This is a genomic window from Streptomyces sp. MUM 203J, from assembly GCF_022414595.1.
In the GTDB taxonomy this organism is placed as follows: Bacteria; Actinomycetota; Actinomycetes; order Streptomycetales; family Streptomycetaceae; genus Streptomyces.
In genome coordinates this window covers 1-24,939 of the sequence record NZ_JADWYO010000006.1, presented here as the reverse complement: position 1 = coordinate 24,939, position 24,939 = coordinate 1, and the positions used below count along the sequence as shown (strand labels likewise).

At 75.0% G+C, this 24,939-nt stretch carries 25 protein-coding genes; 15 read left to right on the top strand and 10 right to left on the bottom strand.

Going from position 1 to position 24,939, the window contains the following annotated elements; all coding sequences use genetic code 11:
- The first annotated feature begins 18 nt into the window (after window positions 1-18).
- From I3F58_RS05590 to I3F58_RS05570, 5 genes are all read left to right on the top strand, one after another.
- A complete protein-coding gene (locus I3F58_RS05590) occupies window positions 19-705 on the top strand; it encodes an SCO2322 family protein (protein WP_240107078.1) in 687 nt (228 codons plus the stop codon).
- Window positions 702-1,817, top strand: a complete 1,116-nt coding sequence (locus I3F58_RS05585) for an energy-coupling factor transporter transmembrane protein EcfT (RefSeq protein ID WP_240107077.1) — start codon at window positions 702-704, stop codon at window positions 1,815-1,817. Before I3F58_RS05590 ends, I3F58_RS05585 begins: the two co-directional genes overlap by 4 nt.
- Window positions 1,814-3,679, top strand: coding sequence for an ABC transporter ATP-binding protein (locus I3F58_RS05580; RefSeq protein ID WP_240107076.1), 1,866 nt, complete (start codon window positions 1,814-1,816; stop codon window positions 3,677-3,679). Before I3F58_RS05585 ends, I3F58_RS05580 begins: the two co-directional genes overlap by 4 nt.
- A gap of 11 nt (window positions 3,680-3,690) precedes the next feature.
- On the top strand, window positions 3,691-4,551 hold the full coding sequence (locus I3F58_RS05575; RefSeq protein ID WP_240107207.1) for an ECF transporter S component: 861 nt from the start codon (window positions 3,691-3,693) through the stop codon (window positions 4,549-4,551).
- A gap of 356 nt (window positions 4,552-4,907) precedes the next feature.
- Complete coding sequence (locus I3F58_RS05570; protein ID WP_240107074.1) at window positions 4,908-5,318, top strand: transglycosylase SLT domain-containing protein; 411 nt, start codon at window positions 4,908-4,910, stop codon at window positions 5,316-5,318.
- A 107-nt stretch (window positions 5,319-5,425) separates the two neighbouring features.
- Here the strand turns inward: I3F58_RS05570 and I3F58_RS05565 are convergent, their stop codons facing one another.
- Both I3F58_RS05565 and I3F58_RS05560 read right to left on the bottom strand, forming a co-directional pair.
- Complete coding sequence (locus tag I3F58_RS05565; protein ID WP_240107072.1) at window positions 5,426-6,580, bottom strand: steroid 3-ketoacyl-CoA thiolase; 1,155 nt, start codon at window positions 6,578-6,580, stop codon at window positions 5,426-5,428.
- A 37-nt stretch (window positions 6,581-6,617) separates the two neighbouring features.
- Window positions 6,618-7,574 (bottom strand): LysR family transcriptional regulator, encoded by a 957-nt coding sequence (locus tag I3F58_RS05560; RefSeq protein ID WP_240107071.1) that lies wholly within the window; start codon window positions 7,572-7,574, stop codon window positions 6,618-6,620.
- A 109-nt stretch (window positions 7,575-7,683) separates the two neighbouring features.
- Between I3F58_RS05560 and I3F58_RS05555 the strand changes: the two genes are divergently transcribed.
- Entirely contained in the window at window positions 7,684-8,895 is a 1,212-nt protein-coding gene (locus tag I3F58_RS05555; RefSeq protein WP_240107070.1) for an MFS transporter, read from the top strand.
- A 639-nt stretch (window positions 8,896-9,534) separates the two neighbouring features.
- Here I3F58_RS05555 and I3F58_RS05550 read toward each other — a convergent pair.
- The gene (locus I3F58_RS05550) at window positions 9,535-10,026 is read right to left on the bottom strand and encodes a VOC family protein (protein ID WP_240107069.1); all 492 of its coding nucleotides are present in this window, start codon (window positions 10,024-10,026) and stop codon (window positions 9,535-9,537) included.
- A gap of 442 nt (window positions 10,027-10,468) precedes the next feature.
- Between I3F58_RS05550 and I3F58_RS05545 the strand changes: the two genes are divergently transcribed.
- Together I3F58_RS05545 and I3F58_RS05540 are read left to right on the top strand one after the other, a co-directional pair.
- On the top strand, window positions 10,469-11,092 hold the full coding sequence (locus I3F58_RS05545) for an O-methyltransferase (protein ID WP_374207913.1): 624 nt from the start codon (window positions 10,469-10,471) through the stop codon (window positions 11,090-11,092).
- Window positions 11,093-11,096: 4 nt separating this feature from the next.
- A complete protein-coding gene (locus I3F58_RS05540) occupies window positions 11,097-11,597 on the top strand; it encodes a GNAT family N-acetyltransferase (protein ID WP_240107066.1) in 501 nt (166 codons plus the stop codon).
- Window positions 11,598-11,603: 6 nt separating this feature from the next.
- Here I3F58_RS05540 and I3F58_RS05535 read toward each other — a convergent pair whose 3' ends face one another.
- Window positions 11,604-13,649, bottom strand: coding sequence for an MFS transporter (locus tag I3F58_RS05535; protein ID WP_240107065.1), 2,046 nt, complete (start codon window positions 13,647-13,649; stop codon window positions 11,604-11,606).
- 590 nt (window positions 13,650-14,239) lie between these two features.
- Here I3F58_RS05535 and I3F58_RS05530 point away from each other — a divergent pair.
- Both I3F58_RS05530 and I3F58_RS05525 read left to right on the top strand, forming a co-directional pair.
- The gene (locus tag I3F58_RS05530; protein ID WP_240107064.1) at window positions 14,240-15,124 is read left to right on the top strand and encodes a peptidoglycan-binding protein; all 885 of its coding nucleotides are present in this window, start codon (window positions 14,240-14,242) and stop codon (window positions 15,122-15,124) included.
- A gap of 173 nt (window positions 15,125-15,297) precedes the next feature.
- Window positions 15,298-15,951, top strand: a complete 654-nt coding sequence (locus I3F58_RS05525) for an HAD-IA family hydrolase (protein WP_374207909.1) — start codon at window positions 15,298-15,300, stop codon at window positions 15,949-15,951.
- Between the two features lie 30 nt (window positions 15,952-15,981).
- Here I3F58_RS05525 and I3F58_RS05520 read toward each other — a convergent pair whose 3' ends face one another.
- From I3F58_RS05520 to I3F58_RS05510, 3 genes are all read right to left on the bottom strand, one after another.
- Window positions 15,982-16,569, bottom strand: a complete 588-nt coding sequence (locus I3F58_RS05520; RefSeq protein WP_240107063.1) for a TMEM165/GDT1 family protein — start codon at window positions 16,567-16,569, stop codon at window positions 15,982-15,984.
- Window positions 16,570-16,813: 244 nt separating this feature from the next.
- Complete coding sequence (locus tag I3F58_RS05515; RefSeq protein WP_240107062.1) at window positions 16,814-17,569, bottom strand: ABC transporter permease; 756 nt, start codon at window positions 17,567-17,569, stop codon at window positions 16,814-16,816.
- A gap of 18 nt (window positions 17,570-17,587) precedes the next feature.
- The gene (locus tag I3F58_RS05510) at window positions 17,588-18,361 is read right to left on the bottom strand and encodes a hypothetical protein (RefSeq protein ID WP_240107061.1); all 774 of its coding nucleotides are present in this window, start codon (window positions 18,359-18,361) and stop codon (window positions 17,588-17,590) included.
- A 399-nt stretch (window positions 18,362-18,760) separates the two neighbouring features.
- On the opposite strand from I3F58_RS05510, the gene I3F58_RS05505 reads away from it, so the two are divergent.
- The 4 genes from I3F58_RS05505 to I3F58_RS05490 all read left to right on the top strand — a co-directional run bounded on the left by I3F58_RS05505 (window position 18,761) and on the right by I3F58_RS05490 (window position 22,609).
- A complete protein-coding gene (locus tag I3F58_RS05505) occupies window positions 18,761-19,429 on the top strand; it encodes an HNH endonuclease family protein (RefSeq protein ID WP_240107060.1) in 669 nt (222 codons plus the stop codon).
- A 124-nt stretch (window positions 19,430-19,553) separates the two neighbouring features.
- Window positions 19,554-21,314: an alkaline phosphatase D family protein gene (locus tag I3F58_RS05500; RefSeq protein WP_240107059.1), complete on the top strand. Its 1,761-nt coding sequence runs from the start codon at window positions 19,554-19,556 to the stop codon at window positions 21,312-21,314.
- Window positions 21,315-21,390: 76 nt separating this feature from the next.
- Window positions 21,391-21,843: a DoxX family protein gene (locus I3F58_RS05495; RefSeq protein WP_240107058.1), complete on the top strand. Its 453-nt coding sequence runs from the start codon at window positions 21,391-21,393 to the stop codon at window positions 21,841-21,843.
- A gap of 130 nt (window positions 21,844-21,973) precedes the next feature.
- Complete coding sequence (locus I3F58_RS05490) at window positions 21,974-22,609, top strand: DedA family protein (RefSeq protein ID WP_240107057.1); 636 nt, start codon at window positions 21,974-21,976, stop codon at window positions 22,607-22,609.
- Between the two features lie 24 nt (window positions 22,610-22,633).
- Here I3F58_RS05490 and I3F58_RS05485 read toward each other — a convergent pair whose 3' ends face one another.
- The 3 genes from I3F58_RS05485 to I3F58_RS05475 form a co-directional block, all read right to left on the bottom strand.
- A complete protein-coding gene (locus tag I3F58_RS05485; RefSeq protein ID WP_240107055.1) occupies window positions 22,634-22,861 on the bottom strand; it encodes a DUF2277 domain-containing protein in 228 nt (75 codons plus the stop codon).
- 22 nt (window positions 22,862-22,883) lie between these two features.
- Complete coding sequence (locus I3F58_RS05480) at window positions 22,884-23,249, bottom strand: hypothetical protein (RefSeq protein WP_240107054.1); 366 nt, start codon at window positions 23,247-23,249, stop codon at window positions 22,884-22,886.
- Window positions 23,250-23,386: 137 nt separating this feature from the next.
- Window positions 23,387-24,097, bottom strand: a complete 711-nt coding sequence (locus I3F58_RS05475; protein ID WP_240107053.1) for a hypothetical protein — start codon at window positions 24,095-24,097, stop codon at window positions 23,387-23,389.
- A 229-nt stretch (window positions 24,098-24,326) separates the two neighbouring features.
- Here I3F58_RS05475 and I3F58_RS05470 point away from each other — a divergent pair.
- Window positions 24,327-24,939 (top strand): helix-turn-helix transcriptional regulator (locus I3F58_RS05470; protein ID WP_240107052.1); only part of this gene is annotated, 613 nt, incomplete at its 3' end.

Below are 24,939 nucleotides of genomic sequence, written 5' to 3'. Positions count from 1 at the left end.
GAAGAAGACGCAGCTGTCGTGAGCGCCGGAACCCATCTTCCCGCGCGGGGGCTCGCCGCCGTGTGCGCCGTCCTGCTCGGTCTCCTCGCCGCCGGTCCCGCACACGGGGGCGAGACCTCCGGGTACCGCTACTGGTCCTTCTGGGAGAGCGGCGACGGGGCCTGGACGTATGCCACCCAGGGCCCGGCCACGGCACGGCCCGCCGACGGGGACGTACACGGCTACCGCTTCGCGGTGAGCGCCGACAGCTCGGACGCCCACCAGCCGCGCCGGGCGCCCGACTTCGCCGCGATCTGCGACGGTACGCCCGCGAAGGACGGCACCAAGCGGGTCGGGCTGGTCCTCGACTTCGGCGTCCCGGCCGACGCACCCGCCGGGGAGACCCCGCCCGCGCCACGCACCGCCTGCGCCCGGGTACGGCCGGACGCGAGCGGCGCGGACGCGCTGGCCGCGGTCGCCGCGCCGCTGCGCTACAACAGCCAGGCCCTGCTGTGCGCCATCGCGGGGTATCCGGAGGAGGGCTGCGGGGAACAGGTGGCGGCGGCCGCTCCCCCACCGAGCGCTCCCGCGTCCGCACCCGCCCCCGCCGCCGAGGAACCCGGGCCGGGCAGCGGGCCCTCCGTCGGTGTGCTCGCCGGACTGGGCGCCGTCCTGGCGCTGGGTGTGGCCGCGGTCGTACGGGCCCGGCGGCGCGGGCACCGGTGAGCACCTGGTGGCGGGCGCCTGAGGCGCACCGGTCCAATGCCGTGCCCGCGGGCGCCTGGTGGCTGTGGGCGCTGGGACTCGCCGTCGCTGCGTCCCGCACCACCAACCCGCTGCTGCTGGGCCTGCTGGTGGGCGTGGCCGGGTACGTGGTGGCGGCCCGCAGGTCGGCGGACGCGCCGTGGGCCCGCTCGTACGGGATGTTCGTGAAGCTGGGCCTGGCCGTGATCGCGGTGCGGCTGGTGTTCTCGGTGGCGCTCGGCTCCCCGATCCCGGGCACGCATGTGCTGTTCACGCTGCCCGAGCTGCCGCTGCCGGCGTGGATGCAGGGACTGCGGATCGGCGGCCGGGTGACAGCGGAACAGGTGGTGTTCGCGCTCTACGACGGGGCGAAGCTGGCGACGCTGCTGATCTGCGTCGGCGCCGCCAACGCGCTCGCCGACCCCGCGCGGCTGCTCAAGTCGCTGCCGGGCGCGCTGTACGAGGCGGGGGTCGCCGTGGTCGTCGCGATGACGTTCGCGCCGGCCATGGTGGCCGACGTGGCCCGGCTGCGCACCGCGCGAAGGCTGCGCGGGCGGCCGACGGGCGGCGTGCGGGCGGTCCTCCAGATCGGGCTGCCGGTGCTGGAGGGCGCGCTGGAGCGGTCGGTGGCGGTGGCCGCCTCGATGGACGCGCGCGGGTACGGCCGCACGGCCGCGGTGCCGGCGGCCGTGCGGCGGCTGACGAACGTCCTGACGCTGGGCGGGCTGCTGGGGATCTGCGCCGGTGCGTACGGCCTGGTGGCGGCGGAGGGCGCCGGGTACGGGCTGCCGCTGGTGGGCGTCGGGCTCGTGGCGGCCCTCGCGGGACTGTGGCTGGGCGGTCGCCGATCGGTGCGGACCCGGTACCGGCCCGACCGGTGGGGTGTGCGGGCGTGGCTGGTCGCCGGGTCGGGGATCGCGGTCGGCGCGCTGATGATCTGGGCGGTCTCGTACGACTCCGGGGCGCTGCGTCCGGGGGTCGCGCCGCTGGTGGCCCCGGAGCTGCCGGTGTGGCCGGCGCTGTCCGTACTGGTGGGGCTGGTTCCCGCGTTCGTGGCGCCGGTACCGCCGCCCGTTCCCGAGGAGGGTGTGTGATCAGGTTCGAGAACGTGTCGGTGACGTACGCCGACGCAGGCGCGCCGGCCCTGGAGCACGTGGACCTGACGGTCCCCGAGGGCGAACTGGTGCTGCTGGTGGGTCCGTCCGGGGTCGGCAAGTCGACGCTGCTGGGCGCGGTGTCGGGACTGGTGCCGCACTTCACGGGCGGCACGCTGCGGGGACGGGTCACGGTCGACGGGCGCGACACCCGGACGCACCGGCCGCGTGAACTGGCCGACGTGGTCGGCACGGTGGGGCAGGACCCGCTGGCGCACTTCGTCACGGACGTGGTGGAGGACGAGCTGGCGTACGGGATGGAGTCGCTGGGCCTGCCGCCGGACGTCATGCGGCGGCGGGTGGAGGAGACGCTGGACCTGCTGGGCCTGGCGGAGCTGCGGGACCGGCCGATCGCGACGCTGTCGGGGGGCCAGCGGCAGCGGGTGGCGATCGGGTCCGTGCTGGCCGCGCACCCGAAGGTGCTGGTGCTGGACGAGCCGACCTCGGCGCTCGATCCGGGTGCGGCGGAAGAGGTGCTGGCCGTGCTGCAGCGGCTCGTGCACGACCTGGGCACGACGGTGCTGATGGCCGAGCACCGGCTGGAACGGGTGGTCCAGTACGCGGACCGGGTCGCGCTGCTGGGCGCGCGCGGGGCGCCCTTGGCCGTGGGCCCGCCCGCCGAGGTCATGGCGGTGTCCCCCGTGTACCCCCCGGTGGTCGGGCTCTCCCGGGTGGCGGGGTGGGCCCCGCCGGCCCTCACGGTCCGGGACGCGCGGCGGCGGGCGGGGGTGCTGCGGGAACGGCTGGCCGGGACCGTGGCCGTGGTGTCCCCCGGCGGGTCGGCCGCCATGCCCGCGTTCCCCCGGACCTCCGGCTCCGCTCTCGCGGCGGAGGCGCCCGTGACCCCGGCCCAACGACCGCCCGCAGCGGAAGGCGGCGAGTCCGGGGGCCGTCGCCGCCGGTGGCCGCTCCGGTGGCGGAGCACCACCCCGCCGCAGGCGGTCGTACCGCCTGCGGCGACGGGTGTCCCCCCTGCTGAGACGAAGCGGGGAGCCTCGGAGACGGCGCGCACGGCGGAACAGCCACCCGCCCGGGGCCTGCTGCACGTCGACCACCTGGGCGTGCGCCGGGGCAGGGTGGAGGCGCTTCGGCGCGTCGGCCTGGGACTCGTCCCAGGCGAGACCGTGGCGCTCATGGGCCGGAACGGCGCAGGGAAGTCCACGCTGCTCGCCGCGCTCGCCGGCATGGTCGCGCCCACGAACGGCCGGGTCCTCGTGGCGGGGCGGGACCCGCACAGGACACCCCCGCGGGAACTGATCCGGCAGGTGGGCCTCGTGCCGCAGGAGCCCCGTGACCTGCTGTACGCGGACACCGTGGCGGCGGAGTGCGGCGCGGCCGACACCGACGCGGGCGCTGCCCCCGGGTCGTGCCGGGAGCTGGTGGCCGGGCTGCTCCCGGGCGTACCGGACGGGACACATCCGCGGGACCTGTCCGAGGGGCAGCGACTGGCGCTGGCGCTGGCGGTCGTGCTGACGGGCCGGCCCCGGCTGCTCCTGCTGGACGAGCCGACCCGCGGCCTGGACTACGCGGCGAAGGCGCGGCTGGTGGAGGTGCTGCGGGGCCTCGCCGCGGAGGGGCACGGGATCCTCATGGCGACGCACGACGTGGAGCTGGCGGCGGAGCTGGCCCACCGGGTCGTGATCCTCGCGGACGGCGAGATCGTCGCGGACGGGCCGACTCACGAGGTCGTCGTGTCGTCCCCGGCGTTCGCCCCGCAGGTCAGCAAGGTGCTGGCGCCGCAGCCGTGGCTCACCGTGGCGCAGGTGAAGGCGGCGCTGACCGAAGCGGAGGCTCCCCGGTGACCGCCCGGCCCATGGCCGCGCGGCCCATCCGGCTCGGGCCGCGTTCCGTGGCCGCCCTCCTCCTCGTCAGTCTGACCGGCGTGTTCGCGTTCGGCTGGCCGCTGCTGGTGGACGCGGAGGTGGCGCGGGCGCACGCGTCGCACGCGCAGGACGCGCCCTGGCTGCTGGCGCTGCTGCTGCCGCTGCTGATCGGGGTGGTCGTGGCCACCTTGTCGGACGGTGGCGTCGACGCCAAGGCGGTCGCGATGCTGGGCGTGCTCGCGGCGGTGGGCGCGGCGCTGCGTCCGCTGGGGGCGGGCACGGCGGGTCTGGAACCGATGTTCTTCCTGATGCTGCTGAGCGGCCGGGTCCTGGGCCCGGGCTTCGGCTTCGTGCTCGGCGCGGTCACGATCTTCGCGTCGGCGCTGCTGACCGGCGGGGTGGGGCCGTGGATGCCGTTCCAGATGCTGGCGATGGGCTGGTTCTCGATGGGGGCGGGGCTGTTGCCGGGCGCCACGGGGGGCACCCCTGCCCGGGCGGAGCGGGGAACCCGGGGGAGGCTGCGGGAGCGGGGCGAGCTGCTGATGCTCGCGGTGTACGGGGCGGTGGCGGCGTTCGCGTACGGGACGGTCATGAACCTGTACGGCTGGGTGACGCTCCAGGGCATCGGGAGCGGGATCGCCTTCCAGCCGGGTGAGCCGGTGCACGAGAACCTGGTGCGTTTCGCGGCGTACTGCCTGGCGACGTCGATGGGCTGGGACGCGGGACGGGCGGCGCTGACGGTGGTGCTGACGCTCACCATCGGATCGACGGTGCTGAAGGCGCTGAGGCGGGCCACTCGCCGGGCGGCCTTCGAGGCCCAGGTCACATTCGAAGGCCCGGAAAGACCCTGAAACACCCCTTTTCGACCCTCCTGGCGGTGAGGCACCCCACGCGACCCACGTCACATACGAGGCGGCTTAGGAGGCCACCGGGACCCCTCCGACAGCCCGTTTTGCCCTGTATACCCTAGGTCGGCACCGCGCGGGGGCGCGGGGGCGCACCCCCGTTCTCCGGTCCCGCCTCGTACTGGGGGTCGTTGCACCGGGCCGCCCGGCCTGGTTGTCTGGTGGACGTCGCCGGGCAACGACGGCACCGCGAAGGTCCGCCGCAGCGCCCCTGGCACGCCACTCCCCCGAGATCCCGGGTCACCCCGGCCTTGGTTCCGGCATGCCTGCGACAGCCCTGTCCCCGACGTGAGGTCTCTTACGTGTTCCGCTCCATCTCCAGCCGTCTGACCACCCGCCGCAACAAGTCCGCCGTCGCCGCCGCAGCCGTGCTGCTGGGCGCCTCGGGTGCGGTGATGGCCGTGACGACCCCGGCTTCGGCCGCGCCGAACCCGGCGCAGGCCATCGCCAAGAAGATGGTCCCGGCGAACCAGTACCAGTGCTTCAGCAAGATCGTCGAGCATGAGTCCGGCTGGGACCACACCGCCCGGAACGCCTCGTCCGGCGCTTACGGCCTGGTCCAGGCCCTGCCGGCCTCGAAGATGGCCTCGGCGGGCAAGGACTGGAAGACCAACCCGGCCACCCAGATCAAGTGGGGCCTGGACTACATGAACGACCGCTACGGCAGCCCGTGCGGCGCCTGGGACTTCTGGCAGGCCAACAAGTGGTACTGAGCCACTGAGTCTCCGAGCCGCCCAGGCATGACGAGGGCCCCGGCCGCGTGCGACCCGCACGCGGCCGGGGCTCTTTCCGTGCTCCCGTGATGCTGGAGGCGCCGCGGTCAGAGCCGCTGGAGGATCGTCGCCGTGGCGAGGGCGCCGCCCGCGCTCATGGTGACGAGCGCCGTCGCCGCGTCGCGGCGCTCCAGCTCGTGCAGCACGGTGGTGAGCAGCCGGGCCCCCGCCGCGCCGCCCGGATGGCCGAGGGCGAGAGCGCCGCCGTTGACGTTCACCCGCTCCAGGAGGCCGTCCCGCTCGTCCCGGCCGAAGACGTCGGTCCAGCTCAGGACGACCCCCGCGAAGCACTCGTCGACCTCGAAGAGGTCGAGGTCCCGTACGGACATCCCCGCCCTGCCGAGGACGGCGCGGGTCGCGTCCACGGCCCCGTCCAGGTGGTGGCGCGGGTCCGCGCCCACCGCGGCCTGGGCGAGGACGCGGGCGCGCGGTCGCAGTCCCAGGGCGCGGGCCATGCGCTTGGACGCCCAGAGGAGCGCGGCGGCACCGTCGGCGGCGGGAGCGCGGGTGCCGGTGGTGTGGACGGCGTCCGGGGTGAGCGGGGTGAGCCCGGCGAGTGTCTGCCCGTCGCCGTCCCGCGGCCCCTCGTCCCGGTCCACGAGCCGCCACAGGTCGTCGGGGGCGGGGACCTGTACGGGGAAGGTCTCCCGCTTGAACCGTTCCTCGGCCCACGCGGCGGCCGCACGGCGCTGGGACAGCAGGGCGTATGCGTCGGCACGGTCGCGGCCGATGCCGCGGTGACGGGCGATGCGCTCCGCGGCGCGGACGGGGTGGGGGAGGTCGATGTGCCAGTCGTCGGGCAGGGCCCGGCCGTGGCCGTCGCCGCCGGGCGGGACGCGGGACGCCGACTCGGCGCCGCAGCTCACCCCGACGTCGATGATCCCGGCGGCGATCAGCCCGGCCACCAGATGGGCGGCCTGCTGGGAGGAGCCGCCCTGGAAGTCGACGGTCGTGGCGGCCGTCTCGTAGGGCAGTCCGGCGGCGAGCCAGGCGGTACGGGCGGGGTTCGCGGCCTGCTCGCCTGTCTGGACTGCCGTGCCGCCGACGACCTGTTCGACGCAGTCGGCGGGGATGCCTCCGCGGCCGAGCAGTTCCCGGCAGGTCTCGCCCAGCAGGTGAGCCGGGTGCAGGGGGGCGAGCGCGCCGCCGCGCAGGCCGAGGGGGGTGCGTACGGCTTCGACGATCACGGGTTCCGCGGGCATGCCGGGTCCTCTCCTCGCGGAGTGGTACGCGTTCTAGTTACTGCCCAGTCTGGGAGGTGCTACCACCGGTACGCAAGGGCCGGGAGGCCGGTGGCTCGGCTCCCGCGCAGGCGGAGGTGAACGTCTCCGCGAAGGCCCGGGCGCGCGCGAACGCGTGGACCCGGTGCCACACCAGGCCCAGGAACGAGTCCGGCAGACCCTCGACCGGAACGAAGGCGATCGAGCGGCGGCGGTCGTGGTACTCCGCCGTCGAGCGGCACAGCAGCATCGCTCCCCGGTCGGCAGCCGTCAGACTGAGCCCCTCCTGGAGGGTCCTGACGACCGGGCCCGCCGGGATCGGCACCCCTCCCGGGGTGTGGCTCGGCGCCTGGGCGCGGCGCCAGTAGGCGGGGGCCGCGTCGCTGACACCGATCAGGGGAGTGCCGGCCAGTTCCTCCGCCGACACGGACGCGCGGGACGCGAGCGGATGGCGGGCCGGTACCGCCAGGGTCTGCGGCTGCCGCGAGAACACCGGGCCGAGCACCAGGTCCGGTTCCTCCACCGGCAGCAGCACCACGGCCGCGTCGACCTCCTGACGGCGGACCGGACCGAAGGGGTCCGCCAGCGGGATCTCGACGATCTCGACGGAGCAGCCCGGGTGCCGCTTCTCGAACAGCGTGATGGCGCCGGTGAGACAGTCGTCGGCGGTGCCCTGGAAGCCGACCCGCAGGACGCCGCCGATGCCGCGCGCCGCTTCCCGGGCGGCCTCGACCGCGGTGCTCAGCCGGCCGTAAGCGGGCCGGAGTTCGGCCAGGAACCGCTCCCCCAGGGGGGTGAGCGCCACCCGGCGGCTGGTGCGGGCGACGAGGGGCGCGCCGATCCGGTGCTCCAGGGAACGCAGCAGCTGGCTGACCCTGCTCTGGGACACGTACAGCCGCCGGCCCGCACGGCCGAAGTGCAGCTCCTCCGCGAGCACGAGGAAGGCCTCCAGTTCCCGTATCTCCAAGCCGCGCACACCTCTCCCCTCCGGTCCCGGGATCGCATCGGGATCAAGTAGCCCAGCTCATGGAAGGATGAGCGATTCGCCGTTGTTCCCCCAGGTCAGGGCGGGTTGGCTGAAAGGCATGGCACAGACTGAGGAAATCGCGGGGGCGGGGGCCGTGCGGCAGCCGGGACGCCCGCCCGTGAAGGGCCGGCTGGGGGTGGCCGCGGTCGCGGGGGCGACCTTCACCGTGGTCACGTCCGAGATGCTGCCGGTGGGGCTGCTGACCCCGATGGGCGGCGCGCTGCGGGTGACGGAGGGGACGGCGGGGCTGACCCTGACCGTCACCGGTCTGGTCGCCGCGGTGTCGGCGCCGCTGCTGACGTCCGCGCTGGGCAGGTTCGACCGGCGGACGGTGCTGTGCGCGCTGATGGCGCTGCTGGCGTTCGGGAACCTGCTCGCCGCGTGGTCGCCCGGGTTCGGCGTGATGGTGGCGGCGCGGGTGCTGGTCGGTGTCGGCATGGGCGGCGTGTGGGCGATCGCGGCGGGCCTCGCGGTCCGGCTGGTGCCGCCCGGGTCGGTGGCTCGGGCCACGTCGTTGATCTTCAGCGGGATCGCGGTGGCCTCGGTGCTGGGCGTTCCGGCCGGTACGTACATCGGTGAACTGACCGACTGGCGTACGGCCTTCGCCGCCGCGGGCGGCCTGGCCCTGCTGGTCCTGCTGGCGCTGGCCGTGCTGCTGCCCCGGCTCCCCGCCGAGCAGGAGGTACGGCTGGGTGGCGTGCTGGGACTGCTGCGGGAGCCGCGGGTGGCGACCGGGCTCGCGGTGGTGGCGCTGCTGGTGACCGGGCACTTCGCGGCGTACACGTACATCCGGCCGGTGCTGGAGGAGGTGTCGGGCGCGAGCGCCCCGCAGATCGGCACGCTGCTGCTGGTGTACGGGGTGGCCGGGGTCGTCGGCACCTTCGTGTCGGGCTCCGGGGCGAGCCGCTCGCCGCGGGCGACGCTGCTGGTGATCTGCGCGGTGCTGGCGGCGACGGTGGCGCTGACGCCCGCGCTGGGAGGTTCGGTGCGGGCCGCCGCGGTGCTGCTCGTGGTGTGGGGTCTGTCGTACGGCGGGGTGTCGGTGGCCACGCAGACCTGGCTGCTGGCCTCGGCGCCGCAGTCGCGCGAGGGGGCGGCCGCCCTGTTCGTCGGCGTCTTCAACAGCGCGATCGCCCTGGGCGCCCTGGCCGGCGGACTCGCGGCGGACGGCGGCGGGGTGACGGCCGTGATGTGGCTGGGCGGCGCCCTTGCCTTCGGTGCGCTGCTGGCGGCCGGTCTCGGCCGGGCTCCGGCGACGGGGCGGCTCTGAACCGCCGCCCTCTCCCACCCGTCCTGCGGAACTCGCGGCCCGGGGCCTGGACCGGCCTCCCGTACCCCGCCCCGGGCCGGTTCCGTCACCGCACCGGGCCGCCCGGGAACTCGGTGATCAACCGCGCTCCTTCCGTGGGCGCTCCCTCACGATGGCGTGGCCGCGGTCCGGGGCCGTGCGCTTCGTGTGCGGCAGGCCGCCGGCCGGTCGGCGCGAGCGAAGAGGCGTATCGAGGAGGTCTCCGGTGGCCGGGACGGGCACCTCGGTCCGGCCGGGTCGGCGGTCACGTCGACGGGCTCGATGCGAGCCGGCGCAGGTGCCGGGGGACGCGGGCAGACTGCGCCGCGAACCGGCGGCCCTGCTGCCCGAGTTCATGAACCCGGCGCGTTCGTACGGACCGGCCGGGTGCCGCCCGCCCCGCACGGCAGGGCGGACCGGCGGGCCGGTCCGAGCCGGCGGTGTGAGCCCCCGGGAGTCCGGCAGCCGGGGAACGGCACGGCGCCCCGCACGCGCACGGAGAAGGTCCTCGCCGGGATCCGGGCGGAGGTCCTGCAGGCCGGTCCGGTGCGGCGGCCGGTGCCGGTGGACCCGTCGGTGTCCGGCCCGTGGCGCGGCGCTCCGTGAGACGGCACCGCCCCCTCACGGAGCGGCGCGTGGCGGCAGCCGCAGGCGTGGGCGGTCGTAGGTGCCGGTGATTCCCTCCGCTCCGTAGGACACCCCCTGGAACGTCTCCGCCGCGTCGGCCGCCACGTGCCGGAACCGTACGAAGATCCCGTCCGGGTCCGCCACCTCCACGATGGTCCCGTCCGGGTCGCTGACCGGTCCGCGCGGGCTCAGCCCCATGCGGCGCAGCCGGTCGGCCATGCCGTCGACGAACGCTCGCGAGGGCGCGGCCAGGACCACCGGAAAGGTGCCGTGCAGATCTTCCACCCCGGGGACGGTCGCCCTGTCCTGCAGGACGAACACGAACCTGGCATCGGTGTCGAGCAGCACCACGCCCCAGAGAGACCCGTCCACGGTGAACTCCCTGATGAAGGTGAGGTCGAGCACGTCGCAGTACCAGCGGGTGCTGCGGGCGAGATCGCTGACCAGGACGGTCACCGCGGCCACGCCGGAGACGCCGACTCCCATTCACTCCTCCTCCGCGGTGGCCGCCGCCCCCGGCCGGGTGACGGCGGACCTCTTCTGGCGGCCTGCCCGGGGGCCTGCCGAAGACATGCGCGATCCTCGGCGAGCATCCGCCCTGCCCGGCCCCCGGCGCGACCGCGCCGACCCGCACAGCCTGGCCCGGCCGCACGGACCGCACCCCGCCATTGCGCCATCGGCAGCGTGTCGCCGGCCGACGTGCGGCTCGGACCACCTCCCCGTCGCCGTGGACGCGTGCGGACCGGCCCGCGGACGTGTGCCGCGGCACCCCGCGCCGACCAGCCCCCGTGCGTGTGGCGGTCTGCCCCTCCGGCCGGAACTCCCTTGGTGATTCGCAAGGCCGGGTCATAGGTTGCTGAGCATGACTCAGAACGCGCAGAAGAACGCCCAGGACCTGTGGGCCTCCGTCGACACGTATGTCTCCGGGATGCTGGCGCCCGAGGACGAGGCGCTGGCCGGGGCGCTGGCCGCCAGCGACGAGGCCGGGCTGCCGCAGATCGCTGTCGCGGCCAGTCAGGGGAAGCTGCTGCAGCTGCTGGCGCGGATCCACGGGGCGCGCTCGATCCTGGAGATCGGCACCCTCGGCGGTTACAGCACGATCTGGCTGGCCCGGGCGCTGCCCGAGGGCGGCAGGCTGATCTCCCTGGAGTACAACCCGGAGAACGCGGACGTGGCCCGGGGCAGCCTGGCCCGGGCCGGGCTCGACAAGGTCGCGGAGGTGCGGACCGGCGCCGCGCTCGACACGCTGCCCGTCCTGGAGGCGGAGGGCGCCGGCCCGTTCGACCTGTTCTTCTTCGACGCGGACAAGGTCAACAACCCCCGCTATGTGGAGTGGGCGCTGAAGCTGGGCCGTCCGGGCAGCGTCGTCGTCGTGGACAACGTCGTGCGGGGCGGAGCCGTGCTGGACGCGGACAGCGACGACCCGGCGGTGCGTGGCACACGTGAGCTGTTCGAGCTGGTGGCGCGGGAGCCCCGGCTGGACGCGACCGTGCTCCAAACCGTCGGGGTGAAGGGCTACGACGGGCTGCTGGTGGCCCGGGTGGTGTCCTGAGGCCATGCCGCCGAAGGCTGTCTTGGACATCCGCGCCGAGCCGTACGACAGCCGTGACGCCACTGCCCTGCGCCGCGACTACTACGGCGAGGTGGCCGGACGGTACTGGGGGCGTGCCGCGACCGAGACGGAGATCGACGAGGGGCTCACGGACGACGGTGTCGAGGAACTGGCCCCGCCGACCGGGCGGTTCCTGGTGGGCCGGTGCGACGGATCTCCGGCCGCGTGCGGGGGTGTCCGGCTGCTGGACTCCGAACGGGCCGAGCTGACCCGGGTGTTCGTCCGGCCGGCGCTCCGCGGCACCGGCGGCGCGGGGCGGCTGCTGGACGCCCTGGAGGCGGCCGCCGCGGAGCTGGGGGCCCGGCGGCTGGTCCTCAACACCCGGCTGGACCTGGTGGAGGCGCGGGCGCTGTACGCACGGCACGGTTACCGGGAGATCCCGCGGTACACGGACGAGGACCCGTACGCGGAGGTCTGGTACGGCAAGGAGCCGGCGGGCCGGTAGGTCGCCCTACAGCCGGTGGTCCGGGGGCGGTTCGGGCATGGGGCGCTCCCGGACCGAACCGCTCAGCTCGGCCGTCAGCTCCTCCACCAGCTTGATCAGGTCCGTCGGCCGGTCCGGCCCCCACCAGTCGCCGAGCAGTTCGGCGAGCGAATCCTCCCGGGCGTGCGCCAGCCTGGTCGCGGCCTCCACGCCCTGGTCGGTCAGCATCAGGTCCAGCCCCTCGCGCCGGGCCAGCCCGCGCCCCTCCACCTGCCGCGACGCCTCCGTGATCGTCTTCAGCGGTACGGGGGTGGTCTCCGCGAGCCGCCCGGGCTCGACGGTCCCGTGGCGGCGGATCCGCAGCAGCAGCCAGCTGGACGCGGGCAGCAGGTCGAGACCCGCGCGGGCGGTGATCTTCTCGTACACCTCCTTGCGGCCCTCACGGGAGCCGAGCACGGACAGGGCGCGCACGCACTCGTCGTACGAGGACCGCTCGACGGGGTTGGAGGCGATCGTCTCGCTGGGGTCCGGCGCGGTGACCGAGCCGCGCAGCCTGTCCTCCCGGAGGAACCAGGAGACGGCGAAGGCCAGGATCAGCACGGGCGAGGCGTAGAGGAAGACGTCCGTGATGGAGGTCGAGTAGGCGGAGAGCGCGGCCGGCTGGAGCGGCGAGGGCAGTTCCGCGATGGCGCGCGGGTCGGCGGCGATGGCGTCGGCGTCCGCACCCGGCGGGACGTCCTGCCCGGCGAGGGCCGAGGTGAGCAGCCCGGTGAGCCGGTTGGTGAAGACCGTGCCGAAGACGGCGACACCGAAGGACGCGCCGATGGAGCGGAAGAAGGTGACGCCGGAGGTGGCGACGCCCAGGTCCGCGTAGCTGACGGCGTTCTGCGCGGCGAGGATGAGGACCTGCATGACGAGGCCGAGTCCGGCGCCGAAGACGAAGAAGTAGGCGCTGACCTCCCACACCCCGCTGTCCTGCTCCATCTGGTGGAGCAGGACCAGCCCGACGGTCGTCAGGGCGGTGCCGGCGACGGGGAAGACCTTCCAGCGGCCCGTGCGGCTGACGAGCTGCCCGGAGGCGGTGGAGGTCAGCAGCAGGCCGATCACCATAGGCAGCATGTGGACGCCGGACATGGTGGGGCTCACTCCCTGCACGACCTGGAGGAACGTCGGCAGGTACGTCATGGCGCCGAACATCGCGAAGCCGATGACGAAGCTGATGACGGAGACGAGCGTGAAGGTGCGGTTCCGGAACAGTCCGAGCGGCAGGACGGGCTCGGCGGCCCGGCGCTCGGCGTACACGAACGCGACGAGCAGGACGGCGCCGAGAGCGGTGAGACCGATGATCTGGGCCGAGGCCCACGGCCAGGTGGTGCCGCCCAGGGAGGCCACGAGGACCAGGCAGGTGGCGACGGCGGCGATGAGGAAGGTGCCCAGATAGTCGATGGTGTGGCGGGTGCCGTGCTTCGGGAGGTGCAGGACGGCGGCGATGACGAACAGGGCGACGATCCCGACCGGCAGGTTGATGTAGAAGACCCAGCGCCAGGACAGGTGGTCGGTGAACAGCCCGCCGAGCAACGGGCCGAGGACGCTGGTCGCGCCGAAGACCGCGCCGAACAGGCCCTGGTACCTGCCCCGGTCGCGGGGCGGGACGAGGTCCCCGACGATCGCCATGGACAGCACCATCAGCCCGCCGCCGCCGAGCCCCTGCAGAGCGCGGAAGATGATGAGCTGCGGCATGTCCTGCGCGATGCCGCACAGCGCAGAGCCGATGAGGAAGATGACGATCGCGGACTGGTACAGCGTCTTGCGCCCGTACTGGTCGCCCAGCTTGCCCCAGAGCGGGGTGGCGGCCGTGGAGGCGAGCAGGTAGGCCGTGACGACCCAGGACAGATGCTCCATGCCGCCGAGTTCGCTGACGATGGTCGGCAGGGCGGTCGACACGATGGTCTGGTCGAGTGCGGCGAGCAGCATCCCGAGCAGCAGGGCCCCGATGGCCAGCCACAGGGTGCGGGTGCTGTGTCCCGCATCGGGTGTGGGCGTGGTGGCCGAAACGCTCGCTGGCCGCGACATGGGCGCCTCCCTCGCTGATTCCCCACCCATCGTGGTGGGTCTGTCCCGTTATGGCCTGTCGAGCAGGGCGGTAGGTGTTGGGCAGGTCACGTCGGGGCTGCATAATCGCTGCCAGTCTCCGGGGGCGGGACATCGGCGGAACATCAGCAGGACCTCAAGGGGAGGACCCACACGTGGCCGGAAAGGTCTGTCCTGAGTGCGGCACGCCCGCGCCACCGCGAGGGCCGGGGTGCGCGTGCGCGGCGGGGCCTGCCCAGGGCAGGTTCGAGCCCCTGCGGATCCGGCCTTACGTGAACCTGCCGGACACGGGCGGGGCGCCGGGGACGGCACCCGGGGCCGAGGCCGGGACCTCGGCCCACCCGGGCCCCGGTGCCGGGGCGGCGACGTGGACGAACGCCCCGGGACACCCCGCCGGCGGCGCCGCCCGTCCGGACGGGGCACCCGAGGCGTCGGCTTCCGGAGCGGCGGACGTGTCCGGTGCGGCCCACCCGGGCACCGCACCTGAGGCAGGCGCCCCGGGGCCGCCCGGCGCGGGGTATGCCGGTGCCGTACCCCGGGGCACGGCACCGGCGGCCGAGGGGGACGGCGAGGTGACGGCGCCTCTGCCGCCCGTACCGGCCCTGCCCGCACCGCCGGAGCCGCCCGTACCGCCCGACCCGGCCGGACCGGCCGGGTCCGCCCCGGCCACGGGGCCGGGGGCTCCGGCGTACTCCGCCTCCTCGTACGACGAGGACGGCGCCACCATGCAGCTGTACGTCCCGGACGGGGCCGAGCATCTCGGCGGCGGGGCGCCGGACGTCACTCCGGGACCCCGGCGGTCGCGGCGGCGCGACGACGTACGGCGCCCGCCGGACGGACGTCGTCGGCCGGTCGCCGTCGCGGGCGTGGCGGCGGCGGTCGTCGCGGTGATCGGCACGGTGGCGTTCGCGGGCGGCCTGTTCGACGCGGACGGCGACGACTCGGCGGACCGGGTGGCTCCGGTACCGAGCCTGAGCGCGGACCAGTGGCCGGTCGACGGGTCCGGGAGCCCGTCCCCGGAGGACGGCTCCGCGACACCCTCGCCCTCCGCGTCGGCCCGGGAGGACGCCGACACCTCCCCGTCCGCCTCGGCCTCCGCCTCCGGCGCGGCCGGGGAGTCCGCGTCCGCCGAGCCCTCGGCCGCGCCGGAGGCTCCCGCGCCCGCGCGCCCCGATCCCGTGCAGGAGACCTCCGCCACGCCCCGCACCGAAGCGCCGCCCACGGCCGACGGCCCCAGCCTGAGCCGGGGCGACCGGGGCCAGGCCGTCTCGGAGCTCAAGCACCGGCTGCGGGAGGCCGGGGTGTACGACGGCCCCATGCACGACCGGTACGACGCCTCCGTAGAGGCCGCGGTCGCGCGGTACCAGACGGCCAGGGCCATCACCGGAGACCCGCGCGGGGTGTACGGGCCCACCACACGGGCGGCGCTGGAGGCGGAGACGGCGGGCCGCCAGTAGACCGCACGGCACTGCGCCGACCGGGTGGCGAGGGGTCCCGAACGCTCCCTCGCCACCCGGTTGGCGTTGCACGCCCCACGTTTTGTATGGTGCAGGAACAAAGTGGTCCCGCCCGTACTCCCTGACCGGCGGGCGGGCCGCTTCGTTCTTCCGGAGACGGCTGGAGACCTGCCTTGACGACCCTGACCGCCGGCGCCCTCCTGCTCGACATGGACGGCACACTCGTCAACTCGGACGCCGTGGTCGAGCGCGTCTGGCGCCGCTGGGCGCTGGGGCACGGACTGGACCCGGCCGAGGCCCTGAAGGTGGTCCACGGGCGCCAGGGCTACGCCTCCATGGCCGTGCTGCTGCCCGACCGCCCCATGGAGCAGAACCTCGCGGAGAACCGTCAGCTGCTGGCCGAGGAGACCGCCGACGTCGACGGCGTCGTCGCCGTTCCCGGCGCGCCCGCCTTCATGACGGCCCTCGCCCGGCTCCCGCACGCCCTGGTGACCTCGGCCGACGCCGCGCTGGCGCGGGCCCGGATGGGCGCGGCGGGGCTGCCGCTGCCGGACGTGCGCGTGACGGCCGAGTGCGTGGACGCCAGCAAACCGGACCCGGAGGGCTTCCTGAAGGGCGCGGCGGAGCTGGGCTTCGCCCCCGAGGCCTGCGTCGTGTTCGAGGACTCCGAGGCGGGCATCGCGGCCGGGCGGGCCGCGGGGATGCGGGTCGTGGGTGTCGGGGCGCGGGCGGCGGCGTTCGGGCCGGACGTCCATGTCGCGGACCTGACCGCGGTACGGGTGGAGGCGGGGGCGGACGGCGCGGTCCGGCTGCACGTGGCGCCGTGACGGAGGCCGCACGCCCGACGGGCCCGCCCCTCAGCCCGTCACCGCCTCGTACAGGCTGAATCCCGCCAGCGCAAGCATCAGTCCCGCCGCCACCTTCGTGATCAGCCGTAGCGGGACGTACCGCATAAGCGTCCGTCCGCCGAGGATGCCGATCCCCGCGACCGCCCACAGCGCCAGCACCGCGCCGAGTCCCACCGACAGCGGGCTGTCGTAGCGGGCGGCGAGGTTCGCGGTCATGATCTGCGTCAGGTCACCGAACTCGGCCACCAGGATCAGCATGAAACCGGCTCCCGAGACCTTCCAGAAGGACTGGTCGGACGGGTCCTTCGGCTGATCGCCGTCCCCGTCACCGCCCTTCTTCAGCAGCAGCATCGCCGCGCCCGCGAGGAAGAGCACGCCGACGACCGCCTGCACCAGCCGGTGCGGCAGCAGCGTCAGGACGCTGCCCGCGGCGACGGCGAGCGCGACATGCACGGCGAAGGCGGCGGCGACTCCCGCGAAGACGTAGGACGCGCGGTAGCGGGTACCGAGCATCAGGCCCGCGAGGGCGGTCTTGTCGGGGAGTTCCGCGAGGAAGACGACACCGAAGGTGATCGTCACGACGGTCAGACTGAGCACGGGCTGGGTTCCTCGATCGGTTCGGGCGGCTCCGCCGTACCGAGAGACACACCGACCGGGATCAGGGGTCGCTTCGGCACAACAGGGCCGCAGGACGCGTACGCGTCCACGGACACTGCGGGTGCCGAAGGTCTCGCTGGCGGATCCCGGTCAAGGGTCCCGCCTCCGGGCGCCGGCCGGGCGCGAGACCCAGCAGTATGTCGACGTTCCGGCGAAGAGCTACTCCCCTTCTGCGCTGCCCAGCCTACGGGACCCGGTCACCGCCCCCGTCCCGGTGCAGCCGCCCCCGGGCGACCAGCTCCAGCACCACGGCCACCGCGACGGCCTGCACCGCCATCAGCCCGACCAGCACGAAAAGCTGCGCCGCCCCGGCCAGCAGGGGTGACGCCCCGCCCAGCAGCATCCCCACGAACGCGCCCGGCAGTGTGACGAGCCCCACGGTCCGGGTCTGGTCCAGTCCGGGCAGCAGCGCGTCGGCCGCCGCCGGCCTCGCCACCTCCATCCGCGCGTCCCGCACGAGCAGCCCGAGCGCCAGGCCCGCCTCCACTTCGCCGTGCCGCGTGGCCAGATCGTCCAGGGCCCGGCGCCCGCCGAGGACCGTCGCCGTGAGGGCCCCGCCGATGAGGATCCCGGTGACCGGGACGAGCGCGATGCCCCTCACCGGCACCAGCCCGGTGAGCAGCAGCGCGGCCACCACGGGCCCGACCCCGGCGGCGATGGGTACGGCGGCCCACCACCAGGTCCCGTTGCGGGTGACCCGCCGCCCGGCGGTCCGTACGGCCACGGCATACATCACGAGCAGGAAGAGCAGCAGCAGCGGTACGGCTTCGACCACCCACCCGATCACCAGCGACACGGCCGCGAGCTGCGCCGCCGCCCGCACCCCGGCGACGGCCACCTCCCGGGGCGGCCGGAGCCGGGCGACGGCGGACACGGTGACGGCGACGGCGAGCAGCACGGCGAGAACGGCCCCGAAGGTGAAGCCGACGGGCAGCAGCACGTGGCCAGCCTAGGCGGGTCAGTACTGCCAGTGCGGCTGCCGCGCGTCCGTGGCGATGTACCGGCAGTGGACGGTGCGGCCGCTGGCGGCACGGGTGGAGCGCCCGACGTCCGCCTTGCGGCAGTACTGGCCGGCGTTGTAGCAGTTGCCCGCGTTGGACAGGATCGGGCCACAGGCGCTGCCGGCGGCGACGCCGCTGCCTGCTTTCCCCGTGCTCCCCGAGCTTCCTGCGCTCCCCGTGCTTCCCGCGCTTCCCGTGCTTCCCGTGCTTCCCGAGGAGGACGGCGGGTCCTGGGCGGCGGTCCGCCGGGGCCGCGGAAGCGGGTCACCGGAACAGTCGTGCCCGTCCCGGGCCACGAGAAAGGCGACGTCGAAGTCGTCGGTCACCCGCTCGGTGTCCAGGAGCTGGCGGCAGACCCTCTCCCCCGGCGAGTAGGCGGAGGCCTCCTTGCCGGGCGCATGGACGGTGGCCGAGGACGTGGCCAGATGGACGGCGTAGTCCAGGTCACGGGCCTCGGCCGCCCGGACGGCCGCACGGACGCTCTTCCCCGCCTGGGAGGGGAGGGAGATCTCGACGACGGGCGTGGGAGTCGGCACCGGCGCCGGGAGGCCGGCGGGGGTGGGCTCCTCGCCGGGCTTCGCCTCGGCCGGATCGGGCGCGGGAACCTCGGCGGACGCGGCGACGGGCGGCGCGGCCGACCGGCCGTCGGTGGCCGTGGTCTCGGGACCGCAGCCGGTCAGGGCGAGCGCCGCCGCAGCGAACGCAGCGGGTATCAGGGTACGGACGCGCACAGACGGCCCTTCAGGGTGGCGGGTGACAGCGGGCGGGGGCCAGCCCACCACAACCCGCCACCCTCAGAGGCGTGTTCGGCGCATCTCACATGCTCCGCGAGGCGTGACCGGCATGCGGGGCGCGCACGTCGTCACCGAGCGCCCATCCGCACGCCGGTGGAACCGGCCCCGGGACTACGCCTCCGGCTGAACCGGCGCTCCCGTCGCGGCCCGCCGACTCCGAAGGTCCTCCGGACATGCGCGCGAACGCAGGGCGGCACCACTCTTGAGAATGACGTGTTCATGTCGTCATTCTGTTACCCGGCACCCATCCCCAGGCAATTTCGCGCCACCACCATGACCGGGCCGCCCTCGCCGGGGCGGTGCGGTCAGCACCCCCACCATCACCGGGAGTCACTCATGCCCCGCGTCTACGCGCGTCGCGCACGGTCTCGCGCCCTGCGCCGCGCAGCCGTCCTCGCCTCGGCCGCCGCCCTCACCGGCACCGGCCTGCTCGTCACCGCGCCCACCGCCCTGGCCGCCCCGCCCACCCCGGTCAGCGCCGCCACCGCCAGGTCGTATCTGAGCCTGCTCACGGTGAAGCCGGAAGGTTCCTCCACCGGTTACAGCCGCGACAAGTTCCCGCACTGGATCACCCAGTACGGCCGGTGCAACACCCGCGAGGTCGTGCTGAAGCGCGACGGCTCCGGCGTCGTCCAGGACGACTACTGCCGCGCCGTCAGCGGCAGCTGGTACTCGCCGTTCGACGGCGCCACCTGGTACGCCGCATCCGACGTGGACATCGACCACGTCGTCCCGCTCGCCGAGGCCTGGCGCTCCGGTGCCGCCTCATGGACCACCGGCCAGCGCCGCTCCTTCGCCAACGACCTGACACGCCCCCAGCTCATCGCCGTCACCGACAACGTCAACCAGGCCAAGGGCGACAGGGACCCGGCCCAGTGGATGCCGCCGCGCACCGCGTACCACTGCCACTACGCCCGCATGTGGGTGCACGTGAAGTACTCCTGGAAGCTCTCCGTCGACCCCGCCGAGAAGAGCAGGCTGCAGTCGGTCCTGAACGGCTGCTGAGCACCGCCCGGCCTCCGTCATCCACGCGCGCCGGTTTCCCGCCCGTACGGCCGGGGCGAGAACCGGCCCGCGCCCGCGCGGTGTTCCGTACCGTACGGATCCCGGCGACGAAGGGGGACGAGGCATGGGTGCCGGACTGAGACTGGGGCCGCTGCTGCGCTACACCGAGTGGCCGCACGGCACCCGCGCGACCGTCTGGGTCGAGACCGGGCGCCCCTGCACCGCCGAGGTGCGCTGCGCCGACGGGGCAGGCGGCCGGACCCGCACCTTCCATATCGCGGGCCACCACTACGCGCTCATCCCGGTCACCGGGCTGACTCCCGGCACAGCCACCGCGTACGAGGTGCTGCTGGACGGCCGCCGGGTGTGGCCGCTCCCCGGTTCACCCTTCCCCCCGAGCAGCATCACCGCACCGGGCCCCGGCACCGGCGGCCCGCGGCTCACCTTCGGGTCCTGCCGCTGGGCCGCGGACGGCGCCCGGGGCCGGAGGCCCGCGGGGCCCGACGCCCTCGGGGCGCTCGCCGCCCGGCTGGCCGCCGACCCCGGAGCCGCACGGCCGGACGCGCTGCTCCTCCTGGGCGACCAGGTGTACGCCGACCGGCTGTCCGCCGCGACCCGGCGCTCGCTGGCCGCGCGGCGGGACCTGCGGGACGCTTCCCCGGGCTCTCGGCTTCGCGCGAGCAGGGCATACCCCAAGGGGGCGCAGGTCGCGGACTTCGAGGAGTACACCCGGCTCTACGGCGAGTCGTGGGGCGAGCCGCGGGTGCGCTGGCTGCTCTCCACCGTCCCGTCACTGATGATCTTCGACGACCACGACGTGATCGACGACTGGAACACCAGCGCCGCCTGGGCCGCCGACCTGCGGGCCACCCCCTGGTGGCGGGAGCGGCTGGTCAGCGGACTGATGGCGTACTGGGTGTACCAGCACCTCGGCAACCTCTCTCCCGGCGAGCTGGCGACGGATCCGCTCTACGGGGAGGTGCGCGCCGCCCCGGACGGGACGGAGGCGCTGCGGCGGTTCGCGGCCGGGGCGGGCGAGGACCCGTCCCGTGCCCGCTGGAGCTACCGGCGTGACTTCGGGCGGACCCGGCTCGTGATGGTCGACGGCAGGGCTGGCCGGGTCCTGGACGAGGAGAAGCGTTCCGTACTGGACGGGGGCCACGCCCGGTGGGTGCGGGAGCAGGTGCTGGCTGACCGGGGCGGAGTGGATCACCTGCTGGTGGGGAGCGCCCTGCCGTGGCTGCTGCCGCCGCTGGTGCACGATGCCGAGCAGTGGAACGCCGCGCTGTGCCGGGGCGGGCGGGGGGAACGCTGGGCGCGGGCGGGCGAGGTGCTGCGGCGGGCCTCGGACCTGGAGCACTGGGCGGCGTTCCCGGCGTCGTTCGAGTGGCTGACGGGGCTGCTGGCGGAGGCGGCGGCGGAGCCGGGCGGGCCGGCGACAGTCGCGGTGCTCTCCGGCGACGTACACCACTCCTATGTGGCGGAGCCCGAACGTCCGGGCACCGGCGGCGGGCGAGTGATGCAGCTGACCTGTTCGCCCGTGCACCAGTGGATCCCGTACGCGCTGCAGCTCGGGTTCCGGTTCGGCTGGAGCCGCGCGGGGCGCGCCCTGGGGCGGGCCCTGACCCGGCACGGCCGCACCGGGCCGTCGGGCGTCGCCTGGCGGCGCACCGGCGGGCCGTGGTTCGGCAACCAGCTGATGACGCTCGCGCTGCACGGCCGCCGGGCCCGGCTGCTGCTCGAACAGGCGGGGAGGAGAGGGGAGCTGACCCCGGTTCACGAGCAGTCGTGGGGCACCCCGGCAGCCCCCTCCGGCCCGGGCCGTGTCCCCGGCCCCTCGCCCGAGGCGGCACCCGACCCCGACCCGGACCCGTCCGAATGTTGAACTTGCAAGTATTAGTGAGGTCTGCCTAACGTGGAGGCTGTCATCGGTCCTGTCCCCAGCCGAAGGAGCCCCCCCCATGTCCGCAGTCAGCGAGCGCCTGAAACAGTTCCAGCCGTACGCGCTGGGCGCCTTCCGGATCGTCGTCGGCCTGCTGTTCCTGTCGCACGGCGCCGCGAAGCTCTTCGGCGTCCTCGGGGGCGCCGACGGCAGCGGCGGCACGGTCCCCTCCGGCACCTGGCCCTTCTGGTACGCGGGGACCATCGAGCTGGTCGCGGGGGCTCTGGTCCTCGTGGGCCTCGGCACCCGAAGCGCCGCGTTCCTCGCGTCGGGCTCGATGGCGTACGCGTACTTCGACGTGCACCAGGCGCAGGGCCTGTTCCCGATGCAGAACGGCGGCGAGTCCGCGGCCCTGTTCTGCTGGGCGCTGCTGCTGCTGGTCTTCACCGGGCCGGGCGCGCTGGCCCTGGAGGGCCTCCTCCCGTCGCGTGCCTCCGCGGACGCGCGCGGCGGGGTCACCACCGCCGCCTGACGGGCGGTTCCTCCACGGCACCAGGGCGCGAGGGTGAACACCTCGCGCCCTGTGTGCTCCCCTTACGCCCCGCGAGGCGTACGCTGTTCGGCGTTCTCAGGGGCGGTTCAGGGGTGAGGCGGGAGACAAGGTGCTGGAGAGCATGGGGTGGCTGGCGGCGAGCCCCTGGGTGTACGCCGCCGTGATCGTCTCCGTGCTGCTGGACGTGTTCCTGCCGGTCCTGCCGAGCGGCGTGCTGGTGATCACGGCCGCGACCGCGGCGACCGCCGCGACGGCCACCGCCACGGCGGCGACGGCTCCGGAAAGCGTGTCGCTGGTGACGCTGGCGCTGTGCGCGGCCGCCGCGTCGGTCGCCGGGGACCTGGCCGCCTACCGCCTGGCCTGGCGCGGCGGCCCCCGGCTCGACCGCGCCCTCGCCCGCTCCCGGCGCCTGGCCACGGCGCAGGAACGTCTCGGCAAGGCCCTGGGGCGGGGCGGCGGGGCGCTCGTCGTGATCGCCCGGTTCGCTCCCGCCGGGCGCTCCGTGGTGTCGCTCGGCGCGGGCGCGGCCCGCCGCAGGGCCCGGGAGTTCGTGCCGTGGTCGGCCCTGGCGGGGCTCGCGTGGGCGACGTACAGCGTGGGCCTCGGCTACTTCGGCGGCCAGTGGCTGGGCGCGACCTGGGTCGGCGCGGGCGTGTCGCTCCTGGCGCTGTTCCTGGCGGGCAGCCTGGCGGCGTATGTGCTGCGCCGCGAGGGCCCCGCCGGGGCGAGCCCCTCCGGCGCCTGACAGGTCGGCGGGCAGCGCGTCCGGTCAGCTCGCCCGGGCGCCCGCTCCCCGCACCTCGAGGTCGTCCAGCAGGCGCCGCGTCGCGTCGGCCACCTCCGCGACGGCCCGCTCGAAGACCTCCCGGTTGTGCGCGGCGGGCACCCGGAAGCCGGAGACCTTCCGTACGTACTGGAGGGCGGCGGCTTGGACGTCCTCTTCCGTGGCCTTCTCAGGGAGGGCCGGCGGGCGGAGCGTCTTGATGCTGCGGCACATGCCTCCAGTGTGCCGCGCACGGTCAGGACAGCCAGAGGGCGTGATGCCGGTGCCGTGCGGGCGGGACGTCGACAGCGTCGGCTGCCTCCGCGTCGAGGGGCCCCGCGGGCCGGTTCACCAGGGCCCGCAGGAGGCGGCCCGGCTGCGCAGCAGCTGCCGCGCCCTGCGCTCCTCCCCGACGGCCCATCGGGCGACGGACGGGTCCTGGACACCGCGCGCCCAGGTGCGGACGGTGACCCGGCGGCGGACGGCCCGCGGGCGGGCGACGGCCGTCGCGTGCGGCGTCGGTGAGCACGGCGGCGCTGTACCGGAGGCCGTGCATCTCGGTGGCCAGGTGGGTGTCGTACCGGTACCGGGTGCGCGCACGGTGGTGTGCGGTGCGTGCCATGGCCCGCTCCTTCGGCAGGAACCGCCGGGAATCTCCCGGCGGACTACCGGAAGCCGTACGGACCTCTCCCCCGTGCGCCACGCATGCGCACGAGCCTACGGCTCACGCGAACGCGGGCGCACGGGGGCATTCCGGCCTCAGCGGAGGTCGTTCACCGCCTTGGCCATCGTCTTCTTGAAGGCCTCCACCGGCAGGTCCTTCAGGTAGCCCATCTGGCCCCAGTCCACGAAGGTGACGGTCCGGCCGTCGCGGCCGATGCCGATGAGGGCGACGTCGAGGGCCCCGTACGGCTGCTCGGTGTGCACCCCGTACACGTGGGCGCCGTCCTCGGCGGCGATCTTGCCGTAGTCGTCCCAGGCGGCGGCCCCGCCGGGCGTCTTGCGCAGGCTGTCGGCGGCGCAGTCGGCCGCGGCCTTCTCCGCGGCGGCGACGAGCCTGCGGGCGGAGGCGACCGTCGGCGTGGTGACGGAGATCTGGGTGGCGCTGGTCTCCAGGTCGGTCCAGTAGGCGCGGTGCCAGGTGGCTCCCTTGGCCGGGAGGACGTCCCTCATGCAGCCGGGCGGGAACTCCGGGTTGCCCTTGGTGACGGGGCCGGCCTGCCACTCGGTGCCCCAGCCGTCGGGCATGTCGGCGGCGGCCAGGAAGCCGGGCGCGGAGACGGTCCTGGGAGCCTTGGCCTTCGCCTCGGCCTTGACCTCTGCCTTCGCCTCTGCCTTCGCCTCGGTCTTGACCCCGGTCCTGGCCTCGGCCTGGGCCGTGGCGGCGGCGGTCGGCATCAGGAGCGCGGTGGCCGCGACGGCGGCGGTGATCACGGCGCTCTTGCGGACGCTGATCCGGCGTACGTTCATATGCGGTATCCCCGTTTCGTGAGGGCCGGGCGGCCGGCGTTGTGCAGGTCGCCCGGTGTGTCGGTGAACCCAGGTTCGGAACCCCCGGGGCCGACCCGCAAGCGGCACGGCCCGGGACGGGACGGCGGGACGGCGACGCGTACGCTGGCCTGGGGAAACGTCGACTTCCCGGGACGCGGTCCGGGACGGGGGACACCATGGGACAAGGCGGCGGAACGGGGCCGGGGGCATGACGGGACAGCCGGACGAGATCGAACGCTTCGCGGAACTCCTGCGCGATCTGAAGGACCGCACGGGCCACAGCTACGGCGCACTCGCCGGGAGGCTGCACATCGGCCGGTCGACACTGCACCGCTACTGCCTGGGCGAGACGGTCCCGTCCGAGTACGCGGTGGTGGACCGGCTGGCCCGCCTCGCGGGGGCGTCCCGCGAGGAGCTGCTGGAGCTGCACCGCCGGTGGATCCTGGCGGACGACGCCCGTACCCGGGGCACCCCGCGCCAGGCGGAGGGCACCGGACCCGGCGCGGGGGCGGCACCCGGGCCCGCGATGCCCGCACCGGAGGCGACGGCACCTGTCGCCGGGGCAGCGGCGGCCGCCGCGGCGGAAACGGCGCCCCCGCCCGGGACGCATGCTCCCGCGGGCCGGGCAGCGGCACCCGTGACCGTGGACCCGACATCCGTCGCGTCCGACGCGACGCCGCAGACCGGGTCGACGGCGCCCGAGGGAGCAGATGCCGCTCCCCCAGGCGCCGCGGCCCCGGAGGCAGCGGCGCGGGCGGCCGGGACAGCTCCGCGCACAGCCGGGGCGGCCGGGCCGCAGACGCCCTCGCCCGGAACAGCGG

Excerpts from the sequence above, each read along its gene's own strand:
- I3F58_RS05475 (WP_240107053.1), bottom strand. The coding sequence starts at position 24,097 with ATGAACGTACGCCGGATCAGCGTCCGCAAGAGCGCCGTGATCACCGCC.
- I3F58_RS05540 (WP_240107066.1), top strand. The coding sequence starts at position 11,097 with ATGCCGCCGAAGGCTGTCTTGGACATCCGCGCCGAGCCGTACGACAGC.
- I3F58_RS05575 (WP_240107207.1), top strand. The coding sequence starts at position 3,691 with ATGGCCGCGCGGCCCATCCGGCTCGGGCCGCGTTCCGTGGCCGCCCTC.
- I3F58_RS05480 (WP_240107054.1), bottom strand. The coding sequence starts at position 23,249 with ATGGCACGCACCGCACACCACCGTGCGCGCACCCGGTACCGGTACGAC.
- I3F58_RS05555 (WP_240107070.1), top strand. The coding sequence starts at position 7,684 with ATGGCACAGACTGAGGAAATCGCGGGGGCGGGGGCCGTGCGGCAGCCG.
- I3F58_RS05535 (WP_240107065.1), bottom strand. The coding sequence starts at position 13,649 with ATGTCGCGGCCAGCGAGCGTTTCGGCCACCACGCCCACACCCGATGCG.
- I3F58_RS05495 (WP_240107058.1), top strand. The coding sequence starts at position 21,391 with ATGTCCGCAGTCAGCGAGCGCCTGAAACAGTTCCAGCCGTACGCGCTG.
- I3F58_RS05550 (WP_240107069.1), bottom strand. The coding sequence starts at position 10,026 with ATGGGAGTCGGCGTCTCCGGCGTGGCCGCGGTGACCGTCCTGGTCAGC.
- I3F58_RS05500 (WP_240107059.1), top strand. The coding sequence starts at position 19,554 with ATGGGTGCCGGACTGAGACTGGGGCCGCTGCTGCGCTACACCGAGTGG.
- I3F58_RS05485 (WP_240107055.1), bottom strand. The coding sequence starts at position 22,861 with ATGTGCCGCAGCATCAAGACGCTCCGCCCGCCGGCCCTCCCTGAGAAG.
- I3F58_RS05505 (WP_240107060.1), top strand. The coding sequence starts at position 18,761 with ATGCCCCGCGTCTACGCGCGTCGCGCACGGTCTCGCGCCCTGCGCCGC.
- I3F58_RS05565 (WP_240107072.1), bottom strand. The coding sequence starts at position 6,580 with ATGCCCGCGGAACCCGTGATCGTCGAAGCCGTACGCACCCCCCTCGGC.
- I3F58_RS05545 (WP_374207913.1), top strand. The coding sequence starts at position 10,469 with ATGCTGGCGCCCGAGGACGAGGCGCTGGCCGGGGCGCTGGCCGCCAGC.